Annotated in this window: 18 protein-coding genes; 3 read left to right on the plus strand and 15 right to left on the minus strand. The window is 38.4% G+C overall.

The window, feature by feature from the left end:
- Nucleotides 1-3: 3 nt before the first annotated feature.
- From hisD to AJGP001_RS12880, 11 genes are all read right to left on the minus strand, one after another.
- Nucleotides 4-1,281, minus strand: a complete 1,278-nt coding sequence (gene hisD, locus AJGP001_RS12830; RefSeq protein WP_071153856.1) for a histidinol dehydrogenase — start codon at nucleotides 1,279-1,281, stop codon at nucleotides 4-6.
- A gap of 91 nt (nucleotides 1,282-1,372) precedes the next feature.
- Nucleotides 1,373-2,359, minus strand: a complete 987-nt coding sequence (locus AJGP001_RS12835) for a LacI family DNA-binding transcriptional regulator (protein ID WP_071153857.1) — start codon at nucleotides 2,357-2,359, stop codon at nucleotides 1,373-1,375.
- 215 nt (nucleotides 2,360-2,574) lie between these two features.
- Nucleotides 2,575-2,904, minus strand: coding sequence for a hypothetical protein (locus tag AJGP001_RS12840; protein ID WP_071153858.1), 330 nt, complete (start codon nucleotides 2,902-2,904; stop codon nucleotides 2,575-2,577).
- A 169-nt stretch (nucleotides 2,905-3,073) separates the two neighbouring features.
- Nucleotides 3,074-4,360, minus strand: coding sequence for a nucleotide sugar dehydrogenase (locus tag AJGP001_RS12845; RefSeq protein WP_071153859.1), 1,287 nt, complete (start codon nucleotides 4,358-4,360; stop codon nucleotides 3,074-3,076).
- Nucleotides 4,361-4,495: 135 nt separating this feature from the next.
- Nucleotides 4,496-4,999 carry a sugar-transfer associated ATP-grasp domain-containing protein gene (locus tag AJGP001_RS12850; RefSeq protein WP_071153860.1) on the minus strand — a complete coding sequence of 168 codons (504 nt, stop codon included), beginning with the start codon at nucleotides 4,997-4,999 and terminating at the stop codon, nucleotides 4,496-4,498.
- A 97-nt stretch (nucleotides 5,000-5,096) separates the two neighbouring features.
- Nucleotides 5,097-6,044, minus strand: coding sequence for a polysaccharide biosynthesis protein (locus AJGP001_RS12855; protein WP_071153861.1), 948 nt, complete (start codon nucleotides 6,042-6,044; stop codon nucleotides 5,097-5,099).
- Nucleotides 6,045-6,076: 32 nt separating this feature from the next.
- Nucleotides 6,077-6,772, minus strand: a complete 696-nt coding sequence (locus AJGP001_RS12860) for a CpsD/CapB family tyrosine-protein kinase (protein ID WP_058384648.1) — start codon at nucleotides 6,770-6,772, stop codon at nucleotides 6,077-6,079.
- Nucleotides 6,714-7,502, minus strand: coding sequence for a YveK family protein (locus AJGP001_RS12865; RefSeq protein ID WP_071153862.1), 789 nt, complete (start codon nucleotides 7,500-7,502; stop codon nucleotides 6,714-6,716). Before AJGP001_RS12865 ends, AJGP001_RS12860 begins: the two co-directional genes overlap by 59 nt.
- Nucleotides 7,503-7,752: 250 nt before the next feature.
- Nucleotides 7,753-8,448 (minus strand): response regulator transcription factor, encoded by a 696-nt coding sequence (locus AJGP001_RS12870; RefSeq protein ID WP_071153863.1) that lies wholly within the window; start codon nucleotides 8,446-8,448, stop codon nucleotides 7,753-7,755.
- A 17-nt stretch (nucleotides 8,449-8,465) separates the two neighbouring features.
- On the minus strand, nucleotides 8,466-11,687 hold the full coding sequence (locus tag AJGP001_RS12875; protein WP_245830181.1) for an ATP-binding protein: 3,222 nt from the start codon (nucleotides 11,685-11,687) through the stop codon (nucleotides 8,466-8,468).
- A gap of 372 nt (nucleotides 11,688-12,059) precedes the next feature.
- Complete coding sequence (locus tag AJGP001_RS12880; RefSeq protein ID WP_071153865.1) at nucleotides 12,060-13,733, minus strand: sensor domain-containing protein; 1,674 nt, start codon at nucleotides 13,731-13,733, stop codon at nucleotides 12,060-12,062.
- A 308-nt stretch (nucleotides 13,734-14,041) separates the two neighbouring features.
- On the opposite strand from AJGP001_RS12880, the gene AJGP001_RS12885 reads away from it, so the two are divergent.
- Complete coding sequence (locus AJGP001_RS12885; protein ID WP_058384643.1) at nucleotides 14,042-14,800, plus strand: NRDE family protein; 759 nt, start codon at nucleotides 14,042-14,044, stop codon at nucleotides 14,798-14,800.
- A 97-nt stretch (nucleotides 14,801-14,897) separates the two neighbouring features.
- Here AJGP001_RS12885 and AJGP001_RS12890 read toward each other — a convergent pair whose 3' ends face one another.
- Nucleotides 14,898-15,317, minus strand: coding sequence for a GNAT family N-acetyltransferase (locus AJGP001_RS12890; protein ID WP_071153866.1), 420 nt, complete (start codon nucleotides 15,315-15,317; stop codon nucleotides 14,898-14,900).
- Between the two features lie 173 nt (nucleotides 15,318-15,490).
- On the opposite strand from AJGP001_RS12890, the gene uvsE reads away from it, so the two are divergent.
- A complete protein-coding gene (gene uvsE / locus AJGP001_RS12895) occupies nucleotides 15,491-16,363 on the plus strand; it encodes a UV DNA damage repair endonuclease UvsE (RefSeq protein WP_078080618.1) in 873 nt (290 codons plus the stop codon).
- 456 nt (nucleotides 16,364-16,819) lie between these two features.
- Here the strand turns inward: uvsE and AJGP001_RS12905 are convergent, their stop codons facing one another.
- The 3 genes from AJGP001_RS12905 to AJGP001_RS12915 form a co-directional block, all read right to left on the minus strand.
- A complete protein-coding gene (locus tag AJGP001_RS12905; RefSeq protein ID WP_245830296.1) occupies nucleotides 16,820-18,088 on the minus strand; it encodes a sensor histidine kinase in 1,269 nt (422 codons plus the stop codon).
- Nucleotides 18,089-18,212: 124 nt separating this feature from the next.
- Nucleotides 18,213-18,695, minus strand: coding sequence for a sigma-70 family RNA polymerase sigma factor (locus tag AJGP001_RS12910; RefSeq protein WP_071153869.1), 483 nt, complete (start codon nucleotides 18,693-18,695; stop codon nucleotides 18,213-18,215).
- Nucleotides 18,696-19,401: 706 nt separating this feature from the next.
- Nucleotides 19,402-19,923 (minus strand): GyrI-like domain-containing protein, encoded by a 522-nt coding sequence (locus tag AJGP001_RS12915; protein ID WP_071153870.1) that lies wholly within the window; start codon nucleotides 19,921-19,923, stop codon nucleotides 19,402-19,404.
- A 226-nt stretch (nucleotides 19,924-20,149) separates the two neighbouring features.
- Between AJGP001_RS12915 and AJGP001_RS12920 the strand changes: the two genes are divergently transcribed.
- Nucleotides 20,150-20,968, plus strand: coding sequence for a TetR/AcrR family transcriptional regulator (locus AJGP001_RS12920; RefSeq protein ID WP_078080619.1), 819 nt, complete (start codon nucleotides 20,150-20,152; stop codon nucleotides 20,966-20,968).
- Nucleotides 20,969-20,980: the final 12 nt, after the last annotated feature.

The raw sequence follows: 20,980 nt of genomic DNA on the forward strand, positions 1-20,980 counted from the left end.
AACTTATTTACTGCCGTATCTTCTGACTCTGAGAAGCGCCTGTTCTGCATGTCCTGCGAAGTTTTCAAGCTGGCATAAACGTGCTGCATATTCACCGATATAAGCACTCGCTTCTGGTGTTACTTTCTGATACGTAACGGTTTTGATGAACTTACCTACCCACAATCCACCTGTGTAACGAGCAGCGCCTTTTGTCGGCAGTGTATGGTTAGTCCCAATTACTTTGTCGCCATATGCAACATTCGTTTCGGGTCCTAAAAATAAACAGCCATAATTCGTCATATTTTCAAGGAAATAATCAGGATTTTCTGTTAGGATTTCAACATGCTCAAATGCCAAACGGTCTGCTTCAATACGTGCTTCTTCTATTGAATCGACTAGTAAAATTTGGCCGTAATCTTCCCACGAAACGCGTGCAACATCGGCCGTTACTAATGTTTCTAATTGGCGTTCGATTTCTTTAATTGTTTCATTTGCTAGTTCTTCTGAAGTTGTAATCAATGCTCCTGGTGAAGTTGGGCCGTGCTCTCCTTGACCTAGAAGATCTGTCGCCACCATTTCAGCATCCGCTGTATGATCTGCTACCACTAGCGTTTCAGTCGGTCCAGCAAATAAGTCGATTCCAACGCGTCCGTACAATTGACGCTTCGCTTCCGCTACAAAGGCATTTCCCGGCCCGACGATCATATCAACTGATCTGATTGTTTCCGTTCCGATCGCCATCGCTGCCATCGCTTGAATTCCACCAAGTAAATAGATTTCATCTGCTCCAGCAAGTGACATTGCGGCAATTGTCGCGTTTGGAATTTCTCCATTGATTGGCGGTGTGCAAGCGATTACACGTTTAACACCAGCAACTTTTGCTGTTAGCACACTCATATGAGCGGAAGCAACCATTGGATAGCGTCCACCTGGAATATAGCAGCCTACACTGTTCACTGGAATGTTTTTATGTCCAAGAATAACTCCTGGTATATTTTCTACTTCAACGTCATTCATAGAAGCCAGTTGTGCTTCTGCAAAGTCGCGAATATTTTTTTGGGCAAACTTAATGTCCTCGATAACATGATCAGGAACAGTGGAAACGATTTCATTTATTTCAGCTTGAGACAAGCGAAAAGATTCTGGCTGCCAATTATCAAATTTACCTGATAGTTCACGCACTGCTTGATCGCCATTTTTTTCAATGGCTAATAATGCCTCTGCCACTATTTGCGAAACTTTCGAATCGTTAGCGCTTACTTCTTCTTGAGATTTTCCTGCTTTCAATACTTTCATCATCATAATTCCTCCAAAAATTTATTTTTGAATACGTATGCAAAAATGAAACTATTTAGATAATATGCGCATTTTCGATAAATGTCAACACCTATTATGTCGTTTTCCGTTCAATAAATACCCCATCCACTTCTACAGCCTCTGCTGTGCCTGTATAGTCAATCATTTCAGCTAATAAATAAGTCACCGTTTCTTCTACCATTTTTTCAATCGGTTGTTCCCAAGTTGTCAGTTCATAAGCAGGCCAAGAAGACATGCCAATGTTATCAAAGCCAATCACTTTTACTTGTGCTGGAACTTGAATTTCTTTTTTCCGTAAAGCATCCATAACACCTAGCGCCATAATATCATTCGCTACAAAAAAAGCGGACGGCAGTGCCTCTTCTTCCATGATTGCAAGGGCTGTTTTATAGCCACCTTCATATGTATAATCTGACGAATACTTTTTGAAATTCAAATTGTGTTGAGTCACTACTTCGCTAAATCCTTCTTCACGTTCTTGACTAGTCGATGTATTTTCATTGCCCGAAATGTAAGCCATATCTTTCGAGCCTTTAGCAATCAGATATTCTGCTATTGCACGACCTGCACTCAAGTTATTGCAGCAGACCGAATAGAAATTAGAACGGCTCAATTTCCGGTTAAAAAACACCAACGGAATCTGATTTGCTCTGAAGCTTTCTGCAACATTTAGCGACATCGTTGCATCTGTGATGACCACTCCAGCAACATTGTAATTCAATAAGGTCTCAATATCTTCAGTTTGAATTTCATCGCTATTCGTATGGACGAATAGAATGCTATAGCCGAATTTTTTAAATGAAGCTGTAAACTGTGTTAAGACTTGAGGATAAAAAGGATTTTGTACGCCTTTCATCACTAAGCCTATAATTTTTGTTCGGTTAGTGATTAAACTTCTGGCAAACTCATTTGGCCGATAGCCCAGTTCTTCTGCTGCAGCCAATACTTTTTGACGTGTTTTTTTAGAAACTTTTGCACCTTCAAAATAGACTCTAGAAACAGACGATTGCGAGACACCTGCAAGCTTTGCAACATCTTTTGCATTGATTGTAGACTTCATTCTTTTCAACCCTTTTCCACTAATATCGAACTCTAGCTTACACTATAACTGCTTTTCTAGCATCCCTTGTGTTTAGTCGCAGTAAAAATTCCTGCAGGCAACAGCAGGAATTTTACTCTTTCATTTGCTCCGTTTTACTATTTTCTAAAACTGAAACTAGCAGGAATCCTTTTGTGCTAACTTGGCAATTTTCATTGGTACAAACTTATAAACTGTTACAAGTGAAACGAATCGTCGTATAGCGGTTTCATGTGCAAATCGTATTCTTTTTTTACGTCTTCGATGTCGTAAATAGTGCCAGCGTGTTCAGCCGTACTCATCTGTTCTACTTGTTCATGAACCAAATCGGCGAAATATTTTCCGCAGGCGACATCATTCGGATATTTTGCCTTTACTTTAGCTACCAGCTCTTCATCGAGTGTTTGGTTGAAAGCATGATACATAGCTGCATTGACGATTGTTAACGATTTTTTAGAAGCATAAGACACCATATAAAAATTTCCGTAACGATCTTTTAACAAATCTCTTTTCGGAATAATTTCCATAACTTCGCCCTCCTCCAGTTTTATACTGTTCCATACCCGTCAAGTCACTCGAAAAAACTGTAAGTGCGTAAACCTCTTGTTTTTCGTTGACAAAAAAAGACCCATTTGCAAGAAGCAAATAGGTCAACTAGTGTAATTCGGTGAACTGACATTCATCCTTTTTTTATAACTATAGGCGCCATAACTGAACCTTTTCAGGTTTTTTCTTTGCATCAAGCGCCCCTTTTAGATCAAAGACTATTCCTTGTTGCTCAATCAATAAACTGTCAAACTGCTGCCAACCATTTTCTCTATAAGGCTTGTGCGGAACAGCCAAAATAACTGCATGCGCTGGTTTTAGTTGGTGGTGAGGTGAAAGATGAGACTCGTAGTAGAGAGTGGTGTCTTCAGCGGAAGCATAAGGATCTGCTAATTGCACATCGATGCCGTGTTCTTTTAGTTCCTTGACGATATCGACTACTTTAGAATTGCGTAAATCGGGAACTTCTTCTTTAAAAGAAAGTCCCAAAATCGTCACACGACTGTTTGCAACATTAGTATTCTCCTGATTCATTTTTTTGATTAACGACTGCGCAATAAAACGACCCATTCCGTCATTAATTTTACGTCCTGACACAATCACTTCCGAACGCTGCCCCAAACTTCTTGCTTTGTCCGCTAAATAATGTGAAGCTAGTCCGATTCCCTGTCCACCAACTAAATTTGGCATTGTTTTTAAAAAACCGCGTTTACTTCCTGCCGCTTCTAGCACTTCTTGTGTATCGATGCCCAACTGCTCGCAGATCTGCGCCAATTCGTTGATCAATGCTATATTAACATCTTGTTGAATATTTTCAATCAACTGTGCTGTTTCAGCAACACGAATGGAAGGGGCTTTATGTATACCTCCAGTAACGATACTGCCATAAACCATCGCCAGATATTCTGTGACTTCTTCATTTTGTCCTGCAACTACTTTTTTCATTTTTTTAAAGTTGTTTTTTTTATCTCCCGGAAAAATTCTTGCAGGGGAATACCCGACAAAAAACTCCTTGCCAATTTCGTACCCAGAATACCTCTCGAGTAATGGAATACACAAGTCTTCAGTTACACCGGGTGCCACAATGGATTCGTAGACGATAACCGCGCCTTTTTTCATATGTTCCCCGACACATTTACTAGCCTTTTTTAAAGCGGATAAATCTGGCAGATGGTCTTCATCAATCGCTGATGGTACGGCTATGATAATAAACCCTGCATCTTTTAAATCTGAAGGAGTCGCCGTAAAAACAATGGTTGCTTTTTCAAATTCCTCACGGCTTACTTCGTTTGTCTTATCTAGTCCAAGCATCAAAGCCTGAATTCTAGCGGTATTCGTATCGTAGCCGGTAACTGGGTATTTATGATTAAACGCAATTGCTACGGGCAATCCGACATACCCCAATCCAACAACTGCTATTTTTAAATTTTGTAACATGATGACGGATATCCCCTTTCTCCTGCCTCTACCATATGCTCTCGGATTGCCCGTGCCAATTTGTCAAATCTTGCACAATTCTTATAGTAGAATGTCAAAAAAATAAAGCAGCTAGTATAAGACACTTGAAATTTGTTAAAGTAAATTCTCTTTTTCCGTTAGTAAGGTAAGTAAGATGACTTGTCCTTTTGAAGTTAACGCTAGTTTCCATGACACAACATCTTCAACTTTGTTTTGAATATGCAAACTGATGACAAAAGCTTTAAGCCGATCAAAATGCGGAATTTGGCTTCCGCCAAAAACAAAACGTGTCTGTGGATGTTTATCAATTTTCTCAAGCGTATTCAACTTATATGCATGCGATTTTAAATTTCCTTGTTGATCCAAACCACATGAAATTTCACCGAGCTTTTCCACAAATCCATTATCGCTTTCAACCGCCCCAATTTCCAAACTGCCAGATAATAACGATACCGTATTGTTTTCGCAATACGTTACAAGATGAATCGTATTTAAAGCATACGGATAGATTTTATTTAAGAAAGGATGCTGTTCTATCATGTCTCTATCTTGAAAAGGTATGTTGCTTCTCACTAGTTCTTCAAAACTAAATTCATCTCGATATTTTTCTACACCCATCCGAATTCACCCTTTTCCTGTTTTATTATTCTACTGAGCAACAAAAAAATCGCTGCTTAAAAAGGGAAATCTTCAAACGCAATCATTCAGGTACCGGTTAGAAATTCTTTTGTTGTTCGATGATTGAAATAACCAGTTTACGCGCCTCATCTTCAGATGCTGTTTTCAACTTTTTCAACAAACGGGCCATGTCTAGTTGACTAAGCCCTTGTGATTTTTGGAGTACCTTGTAGATAGACTTCCCTTGTAGTTGAAACAAGCTACTTTTATCTATAGCTGTTTTTAGTCCTCCACCATGAAGAATGTGCTGAACTGCGTAACTAGTTTTTGTTTTTTGCTCGAACAGCGGAAAGAAGTTTCCTGGTAGTTGTTCTTTAAAAACATGTGCTGGTAAACGAATGATGACGTACCGTGTCAAACTAGTTGTTGAAATAGTATTTATGATTATTTCAGCCAATCTTTTATTCGCTTCTTTGAGGTTTAACGGCTTTGCTGCGTGCTCAGAAGATACTAACACAAACGCATCAACGTGATAGCGAGTGGCTGCTTCTGCACTATTTTTTGTTCCAAACACTGAGGTGTATACTGCTTTTAATGGCATTTCTTCTGTGACATCAATTTGCTGTTGACCGTCTGTATGGTAGATTATATCGGGCTTGTATCGTTCGACTGCTTCAAAAAGACGTTTTTTGTCTTGAATATTTAAGATAATGGGAATAATTTCTATCTGTTTTTTCATCAGTTTTCTTACTTCGTACTCAACCGAATAAATCGATTGCGGTCCATGTCCGAGCAGTAAAATTCGAGCGGGTTGATAGTGAATGAGCTGACGGCTAATTTCTGAACCAATCATTCCTCCCGCTCCGATTACCATCACTATTTTGTCAGTAAGATGAGGTGCTTGGGGCAAGACTACGTGTTCCATTTTTTCTTCCAGGTTTTCAAATCCTACGAGCACAAATGTATGGAAATGGCGAAAGAGGACAAGAACAGGAACGAGACAACGATGAAGATTTCCAAGTAGTTGCTGTTTGCTAATCTTCATTCACTTTCTTCCTTTCCTACAGTTCCATTTGGTCATTCATTATAATTATGGTAATAGTAATTTTCCTTGTTCATCGGGTAATTATTCAACACCACTCCCAAAATTAAGGCTTTTGCCGTTGCTAAAGAATCACGTGCTTTTTCAACGCTTATTTTTTCTGATTTGCCGGTATTAACGACCAGTACCGTGCCGTCGCATCGATTGGCTAAAATTTTAGAATCGGTTACAGAAAGGATTGGCGGTGAATCGAAAAGAATATAATCGTAGGTTTCACGCATCTCTGCGATCAATTCATCCAAAGCATCCGCTTCGAGTAACTCGGCCGGATTTGGTGGGATTTGTCCACTCATAAGTAGGTCTAAATTTGCTATGCCACTCACTTTGACTGATTGCTTCAGGCTTCCTTTTCTCAACAATAAATTGGATAAGCCTGTGTTATTGCCGAGTTGAAATGTTCGATATAAAGTTGGACGCCGCATGTCTGCGTCAATCAATAGTACTTTTTTTCCAGTTTCGGCAAAAACGATGGCCATATTTGCAGCCGTTGTCGACTTTCCTTCTTCTTTTGCAGCAGACGTAAATAAAATGACTCTCGAATGCAAATCAGGCGTCGAGAAGTTAATATTTGTTCTTATTGTTCGGTATTGTTCCGCTGCGATGGAATGCGGATTAGTACGAGCCACCAATTTTCGCGGCATTAACCTTTTTGTCTTGTTCGCTGTCCGCATAATGATCCTTCTCCAATCTAGTTGTTAGATTTAACGGCTTTTCCATCTTTAAATTACTGTCTACTTGACTAACGACCCCCAAAATCTGAAGTCCAGCCATTTCTTCAATGTCTTCTTCCGAGCGCACTGTCGTGTTTAACTGCTCCAAAATTAGCGTAATGCCGACACCAAAAGCCAAACCAACAATTGCACCAATCACCATATTGAAAATCGGATCGGGACGAATTGGATTAGGATTTGCAGTAGTTTCAGCTGCAGCTAAAATGCTGACATTATCCACTTTCATCATTCGCTGAATTTCCTCTTGGAAAACCTGTGCAGTCGTATTAGCAACCAGTACCGCTCCTTCCATAGAAGAATCTTCAACCGATAAAGTTACTACTTGTGAGCTTTCAATATTGTTGACAGTTATCCGATCGGTCAATGATTGAACTGTTTCGTCCAACTGTAATTTTTCAATTACAGTTGTTAAAATCGCAGGACTTTTAATAATGACGTTATACGTCCCAATTAATTGCAAGTTCGTATCAATATCCAAACTAGTAAAGTCCTGATTAATGGCGGTATTTTGATTGATCAAAATTTGAGTTGTCGCCTTGTAAACCGGCTTTATAAGGGTATAACTTGCTACTGCACTAAAGACAACGAACGCAAGCGTAACAAAAATGATTAACGCCTTTCTCTTTTGCATCGCTTTCAGGAATTTATTCAGATTGAATGTACTCTCCATAATTAAATCCTCCTATGGTCTATCCTTTGTACTTCTTATTTTGAAGTGACTAGGTTAAATAGACGTTAAATAATCTAAAAATTTAGAAAACTAATTATTCGTAGTTCTTACTACTTATTTTATTTTTTTAATAAAAAAAAGGATGTAGTCAAAAAAATCATAAACAATGACTTTTCGGCTACAACCTTGCTGAATTTAAAAAATACAAAGATCGTCTCTTTTCTGTTAGAGGCTTATGGGACAGTCCCGCTTACGCTAGTATAAATTTATAGCCAAAACCCCGTACGGTTTGGATATAAATTGGGTTGGCTGGGTCTTGCTCAATTTTTTTCCGTAATTTACTAATGTGTACTTTGACTGTTTGGACATCTCCTTCAGAATAATAGCCCCACACTTGATCGTATAGTTGTTCAGCGGTCCAAACTCGGTTGGGAGTCTGCGCGAGCAACAACAATAATTGAAATTCTTTATGATACAGTTTGACCTGCGTTCCTGCAACGTAAAGTTCTCGGGCATCCACATGAATATGCAGGTCGTTATACTTCAAAATCGTTAGCTGTTCTTGTTCACCGCTCCTCCAACCATTTCGTCGAAGAATTGCACGAATCCGAGCTTCTAACTCATTAAAATCAAAGGGTTTGGTAATGTAATCATCTCCCCCTACTTCAAGTCCTTGAATTTTATAAACCAACTCTTTTCGGTAACTAACGAACAAAATTGGCAAAGTCGTTTTTAATCGGATTTTTTTGCATACTTCCAGTCCATTCATACCAGGCATTTCTACGTCCAACAAAATGAGATCTGGCTTTTCTTTTTCTATTAATGTTAAAGCTTGATAGCCATCTTCAGCTTGGATAACACCATATCCTTTTTTTAGCAGAAACAACCGCATCAGTTCGCGGATGCCTTCATCATCCTCAACAATTAACACAGTCGCAACATTCATCTGTTTTCCTCCCATCCTTACTGAAAAGTTAGCGGCAATACAATGACGAAAACGCTTCCTTGTCCTTCTATACTATCCGCCCATATTTGTCCTTTATGCGCTAATACAATTTCTTTGGCGATTGCCAATCCAAGTCCACTTCCTTTGTAGCTAGCAGAACGATTGATTTTGTAAAAACGGTCGAAAATATAGGGCAAGGCCTCTTTCTTGATCCCACTTCCATTATCAGCAATGCGAACCACCAGTTCTCCATCAGACTCCTCGTCTAATAATGCATTGTCGTTGTTATTAGCGACGATTTCCATAGATAACGTAATTTTGCCTTCTTCTGGAGAAGTATGCTTAACAGAATTCCATAAAATATTGGAAATTACTTGATCAAGACGATCTAAATCAATTACTAACAGCGAGTGACTAATATTATCGGGATTTTTTGTACCGAAAAATTCGAAAACACGGCCACTTTGAGTAACATCAGAAGCCATTGATTCTGCGAGCCTTGCGATCCACACGAGCGAATCTTTTTCCAAGAAACGCAGAGTCATATGTCCAGACTTGTATTTAGTCAACTCTACAAGATCTTCTGTGAGTCTTTCTAGCAGTAGTAGTTTTTTATGAATCATATCCAGATAGCGTGGGTTGTTTTCTTCGATTAAACTTTCTTTCACTGCTTGTATATAACTATGGATTAGCGTAATGGGTGTACCTAACTCATGTGAAATTGCTGACAACATTTCATTTCGAGACTTTTCAATTTCTTGAATTTCATCGTTCACTGTCAGTAGATTCATATTGGTAATTTCAAGTGCCATTGTTCGCTCATTCACATTGCGTTCAAGAAAGTAGTTCAGATTCGTAATTTCTTGAGTCAAGCTGCGCATATTTGCCAAGGTCTTAACACGCAACAAAAACTCTTCTTTATCACAAGGCTTTAGCAAATAGTCATTGGCTCCTGCTGTAAAAGCATCTTTTTTCTCTTGAAGACTGTCTGCATCCGATAACATCAAAATCGGCATTTCTGTTAATGTATACTCCAAGCGTATAAGTTTGCATAATTCATCGCTTGTCATGTCCGGTAAACTACCATCCATCACAATCAAATCTATTGATTGATGCGACAACAAATGCAGCGCTGCTTTGCCATCCTCTACACCGACTGCTTGATAGTTTGCTGATATCAGTTGCCGCAATAAAACAAGCCGATTGATTTCGTCTGTTTCAATCACCAGAACGTGCAGATTTTTTTTAGTAGGACGCTGCTTTAACAAGGAATCTGCTAACTGCGAAGCGGTCAATTCTTTCGTCTGATTTCTAGAGTCTCCTAGCAACGGAGCATTAGATGCATCCGTGCAAATGGGTAAAGTAACAATGAAAAGAGAGCCACTTTCTTTTAAAGACTCAAGTTTCAACGTCCCCCCTTGAAGTTCAATTAGATTTTTAGTGATTTTCAAATCCATCCCATGATTTCTCAACGGTTTTTCTTGCGGAATATTCCATTCAAAAAAAATTGGGATTTTCTTTTCCTCTATACTATTTCCTGTATCTTTTACTGAAATTTCTAAATCTCCTTCAAAAATCCTCGCCGATAGCACGATTTCACCTACACGGGTATGCTCAATAGAATTGTTGACAAGGTTACTCAAAATTTGTCGCAGTCGATCAGGATCTGCACATGGTTTTGGCAACGAGGCTGGTACTGTGTGATAAAGCTTGACGGCCTCATTTTTTAAAAGTGGCTTATAAATTGCGATCACATTCGTGCAAAGTTCATCAAGCGCAATCGCTGTCGTATGGCGCTGTAAAGAAGACGGCTTCTGTTTTGAAAAATCGACAACATCATTGATCAAATGCGCCATATTTTTGCTACTGGTCACCAGTTCATCCAATTGGGTTATCATCTGAGGAGACATTTTACCACTAGCAGATTGTTGAAGTGATTCTGCAATGCCAATCACACCATAAAGTGGTGTTCGCAAGCCATTTGATGCAAGCGCCAGTAACTCATCTTTTCTTTTGTTGTCATTTTTTAGCGTTGTGACTTTCAGCAGTTGACGGTCATTCGCTTGACGTTCCAACTGTTGTGTTTTTTCAAGCTTCATTTTTTCTTTTTTCAGCAATGCTTTAGCAGCAAGTAAGAGTATGCTCCAGCTGATAACGTACACGGCGTATTGAACAGTTTCGATATAGGGTAAAACCCCCGTAGCCGTTAAAAAGGAAATGGTGAGGATGGCTATCGATACGAACAAGGCGGCAGTATATGGAGCAGCATAAGAAATTCCTTTTTGCCAAGCGGAAAAAGCAAGAACACACGTTAAGACGATTGTTAGAGCAGAAGATGCAAAGCTGAACAGGCTTGTTAGTGAATAAGAAAAGAAAGAAACCATCACTGAAAACAAGACACACGCTACCATCCACTTAATAACCATAGAAAGCCAGTGTATGTTGAGAACACCTGACAACAATTCTTTAAGGATAAAGAACGTCATTAAACTCGCTGCACCACAAGCTACTAGTATCGTTTGATTACTTCCCCATTTGAAATCCGGCCAAATATAAGTGAAATTTAAACCTGTCCATTCAGCAGCAGTAAACAGTAACGAAACCGCCAAAATTAATAAATAAAGAAAATTTTTCTGACGATACTTAAAAAATGAGTAGATGCACCAGCCAAAAAACATCAGGCTTATTCCACTTACTAGTCCAATCATCGCCGTCATTTGCTGGGATTTAGCATCATATGCTGCGTGTTCCCAAACAGTCACAGGAAAGTATAGGACTCCTTGTGACTCAATTTTCATAAAGAATGTATTCTCACCTTTATTTAGAAGAGGCAACTTGAAAACCGGAGAACGGCTTGAATAAAGTTTTTTCGAATCTGACATTGTTTCTCCAAATTCCGTAATCGAAAATCCCCCAGAAGGTTCTGGTGAATAAAGAATGACATGATCGAGAAAAGGATTTGCAAGTTCAAGAAGCCATTCTTCAGTTTCTGCATGATTTTCAATCGTAAACTTTACCCAATAAACATCAGATGAAAATCCCATATTCGGAATTCCATTTTCATTTAAACTAAATTTCCAACTGTATGGTGGAGACTGCAGGTCACTAATTTTAAGCGTACCTTCTACATCTTCAAGAATCTGAAGATTTTTTGAAAGCGTCTTTTTCTTATCCTCTTCACTTAACAACACTACTTTTTCGCTGTCATTCGTACTAGCAATTTTTTCAGTATCGCTCAAAAAAAAGAACGCCAAGAAAATGCAACACACTTTCACACTAATAGAAGTTTTTTGGTAGAAATTGTTCATTTTCTCACCTCAACTAATCAAATAAGTAGGGAATTATAAGAGAATATTAAAATATAGCGATAGTCTAGAGTACATATTATTATTAAATGCTTCCAAAAAATATAACCATTAAAGGTCTATATAATTACTTAGAGAACCATTTTTTGTATTTTAATCAGGATTTATGGTTTGACAAAAGCATACCATTTTTTAAATTGAAAGCATACTTATTTTATTTCTGAAAATTCAAATACCACATATACGATTTATTACGATAAATCGTCGGTTTGTTTCTGAACACAAAAAAACACGAGCTGCATTTGCTCATGTTGGACTTACGAAAAACGAATTTTTTTCCAGTTGCTTGGCTTTGTACATCGCCATATCTGCACGCTTCATAATAGTAGAAATGGAAGTTTTCTCAGTTGGTGCTAATGCAACACCCATACTAATCGTGATGTACAATGATAACTCTTGCACATTGATTGGTTCTTTCGTGATACGGTAAATAGCATCTGTAACTTCTGATACTTTTTCCTTATCGGCTGCATCCGTCAGTAAGACGATAAATTCGTCTCCCCCTAAACGGGCAGCCATATTTTCTCCAACCATACAACGGTTCAAGCGATAACCGAACTCTTGAATAACCGCATCACCAATTTCATGTCCCCACTGATCATTAATGTCCTTGAAATCATCAATATCAATAAGTAGAATAGCTAAGTTTCTTTGGCTTGTGTCATTCTGTTCCAATTTTTCAGTTGCATACGCTTGAAAATAACGTCGGTTTGGTAACTCGGTTAACGAATCAAAATAAGCAAAATGATGAAGTTGACTTTCATATTCTTTTTGAATCGAAATATCTCTTGCAACCATAACCATCCGGTTAAATTTTTGATCTTCTCCAAAAACCGGCATTCCACTGACTTCTGTCCAAATCCAGCCTCTACTTTTATGCAAAAGACGAATTTGTAATTGAAACGTAGAACCTTCTTTTGCTGCTTGATTAAAGGCTTGTTCAGCAACTGACGTATCTTCAGGATGAACATTATAAAATGGTTTTTTTCCAATAATACCTTCTGCTCTAAAGCCAAAAATATTTTCACATGACGGCGACATATAGAGGTATTGTTTGTCTTGGTCCATTAATATAATGACATCGTGGACATTTTCCGCAATGATTCGGAAATTCTCTTCTCCAGCTTCATAGAGACCTGAAATTTTGTCCAACTCTGTCATATCTTTGACAATCATATAAAATCCCGGGATGTTGTTTTTCACACTTATTGGAATAAACTTCACTAAGCAAGCAATCGATTTACCTGACTTATTAGATATGCTAAAACGCCAATCTTTATTGTCACCTAAAATGGACAAGTGAAAATAGTTTTTTGCCCGTTCTACATCCTCCGTAATAACAAAGTCAAAAAAGCTTTTACCTGCTAATTCTTTCATAGCGCATCCACTGAGTATGCTGCCTGAGGAATTGCCTCCTGTAATATGTCCGTTAAAATCAACGGTGAAAATAGCATCTGCGTTATTATCAAAGAGGGACCGATATCGTGCGTTGCTTTCTTCTAGGCGTTCACGAATTCCTTCACTTTCTAGTTTGGCTATTTTCTCATTCGTTATATCTTTGACTAAGCTAACAATATGGGTACATATACCTTTTTCATCTAAAAAAGGTGTCATAACAGTTTTTGAATACAGCAACTTATTTCGGTTACAATAAAATGAATCTTCATAGCTTATACTTTGAGTTGTTTGAACGACTTCATTGTATCTTTCAGTTAAAAATGTTGTCATTGATGTGGAATGGACTTCGTTTAACTTCTTGCCAACTGAAGCAGAAACTAGTGAAGTCCTCTCTATTACTGCATTATTAAGGAAATCATACGTAAAAGAATTCGCTCCATCAACTCTTACAACAAACACCATTTCTTTAATTCCTTCCATTAATACGCGCGCAAAAGACAATGAAGCTACTTCGCTTTCCATCTCTGCTCCCCCCACTCCTTGAGAATACATATGTTCTTTTCAAAACTCTTTTTATAGTGTATCAGAGATAAAATTAGATTGAAGCTTTATACCTAAATAAAAAAATATTTTTCCTACAAAAGTTTTATTTAATTGATACAAATAATCCTTTTTTACAAACAAAGCTTCGAATTTCTTGCTATTCTTACGTACTTTCTTGCTTACAAGCCCGTCTATTATTGGCTAAAAAATAGCAAAAGCATCGTGTCGCAACTATTTTTACCATTGACTTCAACTATTGGATATACTAAATCTAAAAGGAGAATACTATGTGCCTGATCAACCTCCAATTTCGAAATCATCCAACTTACAAATTAATTATTGCTGCTAATCGAGATGAATTTTATAGTCGTCCTACTGCAGCTGCTCATTTTTGGGAAGATGAGCCCCATATACTAGCCGGTCGTGACTTGACACAAATGGGTACGTGGTTAGGTGTCACAAAGCAAGGACGCATTGCTGCATTAACAAATTTTCGCGATCCCACTAATATAGAAGCAGCTACTTTTTCTAGAGGAGCCGTCGTCAAAAATTTTTTAGCAGCTTCAACTTCCCCTAAAGACTATTTGCGATCAATCAATCCGAAAGACTATGCGGGTTTTAATCTGATTGTAGGAGATGTTGAACAATTGATGTACTATAACAATATTCAAAATAAATCTTACGAAGTTCCCCTGGGTACTCATGGACTCAGCAATCACTTTTTGAACACGCCTTGGCCAAAAGTGTCGAAAGGAAAAGAAAGTCTCACTTCTTATATGGCGCGTACTTCTACAGTTGACTTGGAAGAAATTTTTGCGATACTTTCAGATGCTGAACAAGCACACGACGCTCTTCTTCCCACTACCGGTGTTAGCTTGGACTTAGAACGAATGCTGTCTCCGATATTTATTAAAACTCCTGAATACGGCACTCGTTCTTCAACAATCGTCTTAATAACGCATGACAACACCCTTACATTTGCTGAACGAAATTATGAAAATGGCCAGTTTAAAGAGGATCGTCTTTTCAATTTCAAGATAAAGTAAAAAGAGAAAAAGCGCCCTCTGAATCCATTTGGGTGCTCTTTCTCTTTTGTAGCATCTATTCAAAATCAATTTACATTCTGTTGAAATTTGCGGCATTTTACGTCAATTCTTTGTATAGATAATAGTGAGTATACCCTTTAGGGAAATCTTCGAGTTTCCCCATCTCTTTAAATCCTAATTTTTTGTAGAATGCTGGTGCTTGGAAACTGAATGTTTCTAACCGAATAAGACGACAATCTTTTTTGCGTGCATAATCCTCAGCTTCTTGAATTAGTTGTTGCCCTTTTCCTAAACCACGCAGTGACTCGTCGACCCACAATATATCAACGAAAAAGCATTCCCAATCTATATGTCCAACAAGTCCACCCAGAATGTTTTCTTCTTCATCTTTTAACATAAAATTGACTTTCTCTTCTTCCGTGTAATCAATTAAATTCTTATTGTGCGTAATTAATTTGTATTTCATAAAATAGGTATCTTCTTCTTGATAGCCTGTATGTAGCGTTAAATGAGTCATTTGAGTCACCTCTTCTTTAGATTTCCTTGGTATTATTATACTATAGAAAATTCTGGTTTTACAACGCGGTTACGAAGTCGAGTTACTCCCTCAAAATTCGCACACAGCTTTTTCAATTTCGAGGCATGTGCGCTATGCTGGAAGGGTATACGTATAGCAAGGAGCTGAACAACATGAGATTAGGTTATGCCTGTATGAACACTGAATTGAAAACGGTATTTAGAACTTTACGTGTCGCGACTGCAGAGGCAGAAGGCACCGGCAAAATAAAGGAATTGACGATGAAAAATTTCGAGACAACACTGGAAATTCTTCGCTGGAATTTAAAAAACGATATTTACTTTTACCGAGCTTCTAGTTCGATCGTTCCGCTGTCCACTCACCCTATAAATGATTGGAACTGGTGGGAAGATCCAGAAGTGCTGGCCATAACAGATGAAATCCGCTTGTTTGTTAACACACATAACATGAGAGTCTCTGTACACCCTGGTCAATATACCGTCATCAATTCACCTAAACCTGAAGTTGTTCGCAAATCGATAGAAGATCTTGAGTATCATGACCAATTGATTCAATTGCTCGGTGGATCTGATATCATCCTTCATACCGGTGGTGCTTATGGAGATAAAGACGTAGCTAAACAGCGTTTCGCTGCTGTCTATTTGTCGCTGTCTCCTAGCATTCGGAAGTGGTTACGCTTGGAAAATGATGATAAAACCTTTACCGTTAGAGACGTTTTAGACGTCCACAGCATGTGTGGCGTTCCTGTATGCTTTGATATCCATCATCATAATTGCAATAACGACGGTGAGCCCGTTGATTTTTCTGAAATTCTAAAAACGTGGCAAGGTTTTGGCACACCGAAAGTTCATATTAGTACAGGCAAAGAAGGATTTACAGATTTACGCCATCACGAATTGGTTTCTGAATCCGATTTCCAACAATTAATAAGACAATTAAACGGCATAGATGCTGATATCATGTTCGAAGCTAAACTGAAAGAGCAGTCTGTTCTGCCATTCGTGCGTCAATTAATGAACAACTAAAACAGCAGCTTATTTACAGGCTGCTGTTTACACTGTAGACAAACTTAAAGAATAAGTAGTCGTTTCATCTTAGGTATACAGGATTCTGCACTCCATGCGGACGCTTTCCGCGAAGCGCTGAGCCTCCTCGTCGCAAGCTCCTGCGGGGTCTCATCACTTCGTTCTTCCGCAGGAGTCGCCGCATTGCGCTCCGAATCCTTGAGAGAGTACTGATGAAAAGTAGATTTGTTGGGTCTCTCGCTGATTTGAGCCATCTGCTGACAACCCGTATGGCCACGCAGACTCCTGTGGAAGCAGCAAAGCGACGAAGGCTGTAGGTCCCGTTAGTAACGAGGAAACTGAAGCTGAGCCCATGGAAAGCGAAGTGGCCAGCCCAGTTGGAGATTGTACATCACTATTCAGTTTAATAAGACTTTGTCTACAATCTGAACAGCAGCCTATATACAGGCTGCTGTTTTATTTACTTTTCGTTGTAGCAAGATTTGCAAATTCCAAAGTAAATTCGGTACCTTTTCCTTTTTCAGAGTCTACTAAAATTTGACCCTCCATTTGACTGATGATGCTATAAGTCACCATCATTCCGAGTCCGGTTCCTTTAAGTTTACTAGAGAAGTAAGGTTCCCCTAAACGTCTGACTTGTTCTTTTGTCATACCCACTCCTGTATCGGTTACCCGAATCCATACTTTTGTTGGAGATGATTTGACGGTAAGGACTAGCTTGCCGCCTTCTGGCATCGCTTCAATACCGTTTCGGATAATGTTGACTAGCGCTTGTTGGAATTTATAACGATCGATTAGAATTTCAGCACTTTCGTCCAGTTCATCTGTATGCATTTCTACATCTTTTCCATTTGCATAAGGCACCATAATTTTCAGCACATGACTGACTTCTGAAGCGACAATGATTGGTTCAAGCTGACCATACGTAGGCTTAGCGTATACTAAATAATCCTCGATTAACTCTTCCGCTGCATCGATTTCTCTCAAAATCGTTTGATGAAATTCTATCTGTTTTTCGCGACTGTACTCATATTCCTTCATTAACTGAACAAACCCTTTAATACTTTGCAAAGGATTTCTCAATTCGTGCGAAACGGCTGCTGCAAAATGGCTAACTGTTTCCATTTTTTCGTGTTTCAGAAAAGCTTCATACATGTATTCTTGTCGCTGCATATGTTCAATCATTAAAGCCGTTAACGCAATAATGGTACTTTGATTGATCATTAACATAATCCAAATACCCACAATATCGTGAATCGGATTTCCAAAGAAAAAAGCACCTGCGAACAAATTGAAAAGGAGTGAAGTAATTGAAATGCTAAATATCAACATAATTTTTCGAGAACGATTGATGCACATATAGAGCGGTCGCAAAAATGGCACTCCTACCGCAATGACAAATTGATTCAAAAGAGCGATGTACATTCCGTCTCCACCAATAATAATCCGACTGATCGAAGCCACAAGGAACAAAATGGCTGAAACCAATGGACCTCCGTATAGGGCTCCAACGATCATTGGAACTTGGCGCAAGTCAAAAATATAGCCATCGGTTATAAACTGATAAGGAAACAGCATACACAGTACAAGCGATACTGAAAAAAGGACAGTCATTATAAAGCGATGACTAACAAAGAAATTTCGTTGGCCTGCTGTCGCCAACATTTGATAAACGATGAGTGGAAACACAATAAAAAAGATATTATTAATCATACCCGTCATCATTGCTTCCAAGAAAGTCACCCCCTTTTTTAGTCCTGCGCTATTCACCGCGTCACTCATTTTTGTAAGGTTTAATCCTTTTCTGTCACTTCTTTCATAGGGTCATTTCCATTAATGTTACCACTTTTTATGTCTTAAATGGATGGTCTATTGCATCTCTCACCTTTTTCAATAGTCGTTCGCGTCTCTTTTTCATCCCAGCAAGTGAAATACCTTGTTGATCAGCTAAATAAGAAAGACTGTATCCTCTCACAAAAAGTGCCTCTAGCAACCATTTTTCTTTTGCGTCTAATTTGTTTAGGATTAACCATTCCGGCAAAGTTTCCATCTCTTCTTCTATGCCTTCTTCTATTAAAATACTTTCTAGTAGAGAGAGTTGATTTGTTCTCTTCGTTTCTCTTTTTAATTCATCAAGCATTGCTCCTCTAATACTACGATAAGCAAAAGGAGTGAAATGTCCTTTTCCCTCTTCAAAGCGTTGCCATGCTTGCCACAATGCGATATTGCCAAGTTGTTTAAAGGTATCGTAGTCACGATGAATATGAAGTTTGCGAATCATCGCAGAAATCATAGGGGCATACTGTACAGCAACTTCTTCAAAGTTTTTCATTGTTTTGTCCTTCTGAACGTTCGTTAATTCCCGGGTCTGTTCAGAATAAAATAAAAAAATAATTGTAGCCAGTTGGCCACCAAACGGTTTCCTTCACTTAAATTCCCTTTTTATACATCACAAATAAATTATTCATTTTATCTAATTGTCAAAATAGTGTATATTTTCAAAAAATATTTATTTTAAAAGTTATAAGTGGTAGAATTTTCATGTATTGTGAAAGGAGAGCTTGAAATAATGGAGACGTATGATAATCATTTGATTGGTTGAGCAGTATTGTTTGAAACAAATTATTTTAATAAGGAAGGAAAAAAGACTGGAATTGTGCCTAAAAATGGTCTATTCTATTCCAATCATTCGGTTCAGATCTTGATTGATAGTTATGCATGAGGGTCGTGTAAAAGCAACAAGACTTCATACAAAAAATAACACTTCTCATCTCTAAAGACGGATTGGCCGCATATCCCCCAAAATCATCTAGTAATCCAGATTGCGTATGCTGTTTGATGAATAAAAGATCTTGGTAGAAATTGATGTCTCTACTCGTATCCTCCAAAAGCAACGAAGTCACCTGCATCTTCTATACTTACGTTCGCGAAAGAAACAAGTCCTAATTATAAAAAGACACCTCTCTCTGCACTAGCTAGAATGCTAGTGCAGAGAGAGATGTCTTTTTTCATCTTTACAATTCCTTGGAATTATAACCTTAAGCTGCATCATCTCGAACGAGTAAAAAGGCGATTTCGATTGCCCAATTGTTTAGATCAGTTTGTCTATCCGCATCGGTTACGTAAAATTCAAAACGACCGTTCCAAATTTCATCTCTACCTTCCCAACGTTTGTCGATATCCAACCCTTCTTTCACAGCCCATTCTTCTAGTGCGATCAGCGACTTTTCCAAATGATCGGGATGTCCCTTATGCAAAGCCGTCGCATAGGACCCTCCCGGAATATATCCCACAACTACATGATGATCTCCCGTTACCATTCGTTTGACTGGCACACCTACTTCCATCTTGTAGTTGCCATTCGAATCAGCCATGCACCAATAGCGAAAAAATGGAGCTCCTGCCGGTTTACTATTATTCACCTTTAGCCAGTCAAACAACTCCCCCACAAGCCTGTTAATTGCTTCCCATTCCGATGAACCAGCAAGAACAGAAATTCCCACATACGGCTGTTCTGTACGTTCTTCTACAAATGGTTCACTGATATACTTCTGCACCATCCAACCATCTCCTTTATGAACAATTTACACAACTACTCCTATATGTTCTATACCCCCGCAAGCTCTTTTAAAATCTGTTTGAAAAGGTGTTAGGTAAATTAAAGAAGCCACTTGATTGTCACAAAATCAACATCTCTCCAAATTGACTTTAGGTAAACTAAAAGATAATCTAAAAAGAGTGACTGAGCGGTCACTAAAAGTGACTAGGTAGTTCGGGAGGGTCCAAATGAATAAAAGAACAGAAATAATGAATCAAGCTGTGCATTTATTTTCATTGAAAGGCTTTCATCAAACCTCTGTACAGGAAGTAGCAGAAGCTGTTGGTATTTCTAAAGGAGCCTTTTATAAGCATTTTGATTCGAAAGAAAATATGTTTATTGAAATTTTAAAGCAATACCACGAAGAAATCACGACAGAAATTTCCGAATCACAGCATGCTCCAGGGTCTAATAACAAAGACGTTTTCAAGAAGAAATTAGCCATTGAAATTGAACGTACACTTTCTAATCAGGAATTTTTCATGATGATTTTCAAAGATTTCACACTGACAGAAAGCGGACAATTAAAATCGGTGTTCATGGAGTTAAGGCAGTCGACGATGATTTTACACAAAACCATTTTAATAGACACGTATGGTGTAGAAATCGAACCCTTTTTGCCTGACTTAGTAGCACTACTTGAAGGATTGATGCAGCAATACATTTTCGTACTCGTATTCGAAAAGAAACAAGTGCCAATTCCAAAGCTCGTTACTTTTATCACGAGTGCGATCGATGCCATAGTGGACAATTTAGAAACCATGGAGCCAGTTTTAACTGAGGCACGTTCTCCCGCTGCAACGCTTGAAGAAGCTTTTCAGCAAGTCGCTCATAAAATTAGAGCGTCCGAAGAATATCCTGATAAATTACTAGCCTCACTGGATATGTTGAAAGAACAAGTTGCCAATAAAGAGTCAAAAGAATTTTTAATTGAAGCCCTACTCGTTTATTTGAAGCAACATCCTTCTATTAAGAACGAAGTATCGTATTTAGAAAACTTTATATAAAAAAGGAGTCTA

It is taken from the genome of Planococcus faecalis (genome assembly GCF_002009235.1).
GTDB classification, from domain to species: Bacteria; Bacillota; Bacilli; order Bacillales_A; family Planococcaceae; genus Planococcus; species Planococcus kocurii.

What these genes read in the sequence shown, in the direction of transcription:
- AJGP001_RS12920 (WP_078080619.1), top strand. Translation starts at nt 20,150, where the DNA reads ATGAATAAAAGAACAGAAATAATGAATCAAGCTGTGCATTTATTTTCA.
- AJGP001_RS12910 (WP_071153869.1), bottom strand. Translation starts at nt 18,695, where the DNA reads ATGAAAAACTTTGAAGAAGTTGCTGTACAGTATGCCCCTATGATTTCT.
- hisD (WP_071153856.1), bottom strand. Translation starts at nt 1,281, where the DNA reads ATGATGAAAGTATTGAAAGCAGGAAAATCTCAAGAAGAAGTAAGCGCT.
- AJGP001_RS12885 (WP_058384643.1), top strand. Translation starts at nt 14,042, where the DNA reads ATGTGCCTGATCAACCTCCAATTTCGAAATCATCCAACTTACAAATTA.
- AJGP001_RS12870 (WP_071153863.1), bottom strand. Translation starts at nt 8,448, where the DNA reads ATGAATGTTGCGACTGTGTTAATTGTTGAGGATGATGAAGGCATCCGC.
- uvsE (WP_078080618.1), top strand. Translation starts at nt 15,491, where the DNA reads ATGAGATTAGGTTATGCCTGTATGAACACTGAATTGAAAACGGTATTT.
- AJGP001_RS12840 (WP_071153858.1), bottom strand. Translation starts at nt 2,904, where the DNA reads ATGGAAATTATTCCGAAAAGAGATTTGTTAAAAGATCGTTACGGAAAT.
- AJGP001_RS12905 (WP_245830296.1), bottom strand. Translation starts at nt 18,088, where the DNA reads ATGATGACGGGTATGATTAATAATATCTTTTTTATTGTGTTTCCACTC.
- AJGP001_RS12855 (WP_071153861.1), bottom strand. Translation starts at nt 6,044, where the DNA reads ATGAAGATTAGCAAACAGCAACTACTTGGAAATCTTCATCGTTGTCTC.
- AJGP001_RS12890 (WP_071153866.1), bottom strand. Translation starts at nt 15,317, where the DNA reads ATGACTCATTTAACGCTACATACAGGCTATCAAGAAGAAGATACCTAT.
- AJGP001_RS12860 (WP_058384648.1), bottom strand. Translation starts at nt 6,772, where the DNA reads ATGCGGACAGCGAACAAGACAAAAAGGTTAATGCCGCGAAAATTGGTG.
- AJGP001_RS12850 (WP_071153860.1), bottom strand. Translation starts at nt 4,999, where the DNA reads ATGGGTGTAGAAAAATATCGAGATGAATTTAGTTTTGAAGAACTAGTG.
- AJGP001_RS12880 (WP_071153865.1), bottom strand. Translation starts at nt 13,733, where the DNA reads ATGGAAAGCGAAGTAGCTTCATTGTCTTTTGCGCGCGTATTAATGGAA.
- AJGP001_RS12915 (WP_071153870.1), bottom strand. Translation starts at nt 19,923, where the DNA reads ATGGTGCAGAAGTATATCAGTGAACCATTTGTAGAAGAACGTACAGAA.
- AJGP001_RS12835 (WP_071153857.1), bottom strand. Translation starts at nt 2,359, where the DNA reads ATGAAGTCTACAATCAATGCAAAAGATGTTGCAAAGCTTGCAGGTGTC.
- AJGP001_RS12845 (WP_071153859.1), bottom strand. Translation starts at nt 4,360, where the DNA reads ATGTTACAAAATTTAAAAATAGCAGTTGTTGGATTGGGGTATGTCGGA.
- AJGP001_RS12865 (WP_071153862.1), bottom strand. Translation starts at nt 7,502, where the DNA reads ATGGAGAGTACATTCAATCTGAATAAATTCCTGAAAGCGATGCAAAAG.